General features: G+C 39.7%; 2 protein-coding genes. One reads left to right on the forward strand and one right to left on the reverse strand.

Annotated features, from left to right (window positions below; translation table 11 throughout):
• Positions 1-63 precede the first annotated feature (63 nt).
• Positions 64-300, reverse strand: coding sequence for a DUF6783 domain-containing protein (locus EUBHAL_RS16795; protein WP_334290885.1), 237 nt, complete (start codon positions 298-300; stop codon positions 64-66).
• A 26-nt stretch (positions 301-326) separates the two neighbouring features.
• On the opposite strand from EUBHAL_RS16795, the gene EUBHAL_RS14760 reads away from it, so the two are divergent.
• Positions 327-5036: a DUF6273 domain-containing protein gene (locus EUBHAL_RS14760; RefSeq protein ID WP_005346778.1), complete on the forward strand. Its 4710-nt coding sequence runs from the start codon at positions 327-329 to the stop codon at positions 5034-5036.
• Positions 5037-5183 lie beyond the last annotated feature (147 nt).

Below are 5183 nucleotides of genomic sequence, written 5' to 3' on the forward strand. Positions count from 1 at the left end.
TTTTCTTTTTTCGTCTACATCAAATCTACAGATTAGAATTCTTTTACCAAAAGTGTCATAAAATCAACCACTTAGACACATCCTATTGAATTTTAGTGAAGAAAATGATACGCTATTTTTAAAATAGCAAAATCTATATTTTAGAGCATGTTTGAAAAAGCATTCTTGAAATCTGCACGCCTCAATTTGCATTCTTGAATTTGCCTTCATTCGGTTGACGTAGCCCGCTACGCAGCCCTCATTTAGGCAAAATCTTCTACAAATTGTAACGGAATCTTCCAGAAAGCATTTCTCAAACATGCTCAAGGAGAAAGTGAGGAGAGTTTATGAAAAAACAACGGAAACACATCAACCTATCTCGCATAACAGCATTCATCTTATCTGTAGCAATGCTGGCAGGATTCTGTCCGCAGGGAGTCAGCCTTGCGGATATCCCGATAACACTCCCAAAGGTAAATGCGGCAGAGAATATAAGCAATCCAAGAATCGTAAAGGATTCCTCTATGGATGCCGGACAGAAAGTTACCTGGGACTGTGTGTACTTCGGAAGCTATCCGCAGAGTGAGATAACATCCAAAGATGGCAGTATTTATAATACATTAAAAAATGCGACGGGCTGGGATGAAAATAATGATATTACGATTGGAAGAACGAAGTATCGCAGATTAAAGGGGGAAGATGCGACATATGCTACCAGTAGTGATTCACCTTATCGTTATGACTGGAATGATAACTATAAAATCTACCATTATTTTAAGTATGAACCAATCAAATGGCGTGTTTTAAACAGAAATGGAAATGATGCACTTCTTCTTGCAGATATCGCTTTAGATGACCAGAAGTGTAACACAAATTGTGAAGATGTAACATGGGAAACAAGCAGTATGCGAAGTTGGCTGAACGGCTATGAGGCATCTGTGAATCAGCCAGAGACAGATTATAGTAGAAAGAATTTTATTAATTCTGCTTTCACATCTACGCAAAGAAGTGCCATTAAAACAACCAGTGTTGTAAATGACAATAGTAATATATATGGAACAGAAAGTAAAAATAATATTGCTGATAAAGTATTTCTGCTCGCTAATTCGAAATCTTATAATAAAGATGTAGCAACAAGCTATGGATTTGATTTTGATAACGATGTTTACGGTGATGAAGCGAGAAGAAGCCGATGTAGTGCATATGCATATGCAATGGGAACAGAGAGATGTTATCCTAGTGATGATGACGAAGGGTTTATCGGAAATGTTTCTTGGTGGTACTACATGCCGGACAGGGATTGGATGGCAATTTCAGTGGATTTTGATGGTCAAGGAGAGGGTGTTGGTGTTGAAAGAGATGATATCGGTGTGCGTCCCGCCCTGCATATAAATCTTTCATCCACCAATCTCTATTCCTACGCTGGAACTGTATGCTCAGATGCTATGAAATCTGGGAGGAAGAAACCAGATTATCCAAGTGAACCCGACGAACCAGACACCCCAAACCAGCCTACCCAGCCCGACAAACCGGGAACGGCCACAGGAACCAGAACAGAGGAGAGCAATGTAGATATTGAGATTGACGGTGGTGTAGATTTTACGATTCCAGAGAATGTTCCAATTCTTGGTGGTGGGGATGTTTCTCTTGATTATGGAACGATTCCAGTTACTTTTGAGAGGGAGGATAATACATACCGGATTGGAATCGGTGTTCAGGATATGAATAAGAAGGACTGGACAACGTTTAAAAAGTTTGTGGAAACGCAAAAAGAATCCTATAGAAAAGGAATGAACTCTCTTTTGGCTTCTAAGTTTGGAACTGCGTCTATGGGGATGAGCGTAGAACCGGAAATGGAGGCTTATGGCTATGTGGAAGGAACAATCACGAAGACAAACGGAGTCGAATCTGCAGGAGGAAAGCTGGTTGTTGAAATAAAAGGAACGGCAAAGCAGGAATGGCAGACGTTTGTGGTGGTTGTTCCGGTAGTGATTAAGGTAAAGGGAACGGCTGGTACTAAAGCGGATTTCTCTGTAGGATTTGATTTTAATAAGAGTAAAGTGTATACCAAAGGGGAAGTAGAGCTTACTCTTCCGAGTGTACGTCTTACGGGAGGTATCGGTGTTTCTTATATCGCAGATATTTCTGTTTATGGAGAAGCAAAGAACCTTGTTACAGTAGAATCAGACGGGAAGGATAATGATATAACAGCCTCTTTAGAGGGGGCGCTGGGAGTTAGTGCAAAGGCGTTATGCTTTTCTTATGAAAAAGAGCTTTTGAATGGTTCGTTCGATTATTTGTCCACAAAGAAGAAGTCAAAAGCCAGAATGTATACCAGAGCATTGCCAAAGTTAGAACCGGAGGCGAAAGATTATGAAATACAAAGAGTAGATTCTTCTTCGTGGGATGGTTCTGCCGTTGCAGAACAAACAGCGAAGCCACGTTCGATAAAGCGTGCTGCTTCTGCAAAAAATACATCTGGAACAGTGACAACATTGCTGTCTGATGTGTATGCCAGTGCAAAGCCGCAGCTTTTGCAGACGGCAAGTGGAAAGAAACTCCTTATTTTTACAACGGACATGGGCGACAGAACAACAGGGAATCATACAGCAGTGGTATATTCTATTTATAATGAACGTGGGTGGAGTATACCTAAGCTGATTGATGATGATGGAACGGCAGATTTTGATGCAGTAGCAGCAGTAGATGGAGAGAATGTATACGTTACATGGATTAATGCAAAGCGGACTTTTACACCGGAAGAAGCAGAGGCTGAAGATTTTATGACAAAGCTTGCAGCCGAGACCGAAGTTCAGGCAGCAAAAATCACATTAAATGGAAATACAGGAACAGTGACAAAGTATCCGGCTATTACGGATAATGCCATTGCGGATTTGCATCCGTCTATTACAGTAAAAAATCATGTGCCATATATTGCATGGAACAGCAATAGTGCGAACGATATTTTAAAGGGAACCGGAACAAATACAGTTTACCTTGCATCTTTAAATGGAAATGCATTTACAACAAAGAAGTTATCAGAAGAGAATAAGCCGGTACAGTCTGTTGCTATTGGCAATTTGGATAATGATGTAGTAACAGCTTATACATTGAATTCTGGTACCGAGGAAAATCCGCAGGTACAACTGACGACGGTTAATGCAAAAGGACGAACAACCATTGCAGCAAATGGACAGAATCTTTCTCCTTCTTTTGCAAAAATAGATGGAAGTTCCGTTCTTTTATGGTATGCACAGGATGCGGAAGGCAGTTCCTTAAACTATATTGATGCTATAGATGGAGCGGTAGAAAGCTATATAGAAGACGATGCGGTTATTTCCGCAGATTATACGGTAGTAGATGGTGGAGATAGCCAGCTTCTCATCTGTTCATCGGAGAAAGAAAATGCAGAAGAAGCTGGAAGAAATCTATATGCCTATGTAATAAGAGATGGAGAAGTTTACGAACCAGTTACTTTAACAGATTTAGAAGGTTATGCAGCAGTGCCGAGTGGTATCTGGAATGGGACGGCGTATGAATATTTATTTACAAGAACCGATGTAGATATTACAGAGAATACTGTAACAGAAAATACGGATTTATGTATCACTTCTGTAGTGCCACAAAGCAAACTTGTCATCGGGGATATTGATTACACGCAGGAGAAATTGATGCCGGACGAGGATGCTTCTATCACCATACCAGTGAAAAATAATGGATTAACAAACTGTGGTGAGGGAAAGGTTCAGATTGTCTATAATGGCAACGTCATTGGACAGGCAGACTTGGAAGCTGGAATAACAGCAGGAGAGACACAAGACGTTACAGTAGATCTCACTGTACCAGGAGATGCGGTAGCAAAAGAAATATTAAAAGTAGAAGCAATCTCTGGTGAAAATACAACAGCAGATTCTACAAAAAATATTCAGTCGGCCGGAAGTGAACTTGCTCTTTCTGTTAAACAAGAGGATGATAATATTACAGCTGTGATAGATAATAACAGTGCCTTTGATACGACAGCAGCACTTACTTTAAAAGCTGGGGATGCTTCTGGTAAAGTATTAAAAACAATAAATCTTGGAAATGTGGAATCCTATGATACGGTAGAGAAAACATTTACAAAAGAAGAATTGAAAAAACTCGGAAGTGATACGGTTTACATGGAAGTTAGCGGAGATGCAGAAGAGAGCATAAAGTCCGATAATACAGCATTTGTTTATGTAGGAACAGAAGAATTAAAAACATTGGATTATCTCACCGCAACAAAAACAAAGGTTACTTATACTAAAGGCGAGAAGCTAAATCTGGATGATTTGGAAGTGACCGCAGTATACACTGATGGAAGCAAGGCAAAAGTAACAGGTTATACAACAAATGTGAAAAATATCGATATGTCTAAAACAGGCAAAAAGCAACTGGAAATTCTTTATGAAGAAATTGGAATCGGACGAAAAGTTGTTATGCCAATTACGGTAGAAAATGCGAAGCCAAATACACCAAAACCGGATACTGGTAAAAAACCGTCAAAGAAAGTAAAGGTAACCTCAATCCGTCTTTCCGGTCTCTCCAAACAGATTGCCGCAGGCAAAAAGCTTACTTTAAAAGCGGCTGTTTTACCAAAGACTGCTTCGAATAAAAAGCTACTCTGGAAGTCCAGCAATACAAAGGTTGCAACCGTAACGCAAGGTGGAGTTGTTACACTGAAAAAGAAAACTGGCGGTAAGAAAGTAACGATTACGGCAACAGCAACAGATGGCAGTAAAAAATATGCTTCATGGAAGATTACATCTATGAAAGGCATTGTAAAGAAAATTAAGATAACAGGAAGTAAGCCAGTAAAAGCAGGCAAGAAACTAAAACTAAAAGCCAAAGTAACTGCCACAAAGAAAGCAAATAAAAAACTTCTCTGGACATCAGGCAATACCAAATATGCCACGGTAAATGCTAAGGGAATTGTAACAACGAAGAAATCAGCCAAAGGAAAAACGGTAAAAATTACAGCGATGGCAACAGATGGAAGCGGAAAGAAGAAGACCGTAAAAATTAAAATGAAATAGCTTCTGATTTGTGAGTCTATGAAACAGACGAACCCGCTGCTATAAGAAAAGTGAAAGCCAGATTGCCCGAAGAATAATTGAAAAGAACCCCTAAAAAATTTATTGATTTGTTCCGTTGTGCTAAACGCTCCATTTTGCCCAATAGTA

The organism is Anaerobutyricum hallii DSM 3353, from assembly GCF_000173975.1.
Taxonomy (GTDB): Bacteria; Bacillota; Clostridia; order Lachnospirales; family Lachnospiraceae; genus Anaerobutyricum; species Anaerobutyricum hallii.

Excerpts from the sequence above, each read along its gene's own strand:
- EUBHAL_RS16795 (WP_334290885.1), bottom strand. The coding sequence starts at position 300 with ATGTTTGAGAAATGCTTTCTGGAAGATTCCGTTACAATTTGTAGAAGA.
- EUBHAL_RS14760 (WP_005346778.1), top strand. The coding sequence starts at position 327 with ATGAAAAAACAACGGAAACACATCAACCTATCTCGCATAACAGCATTC.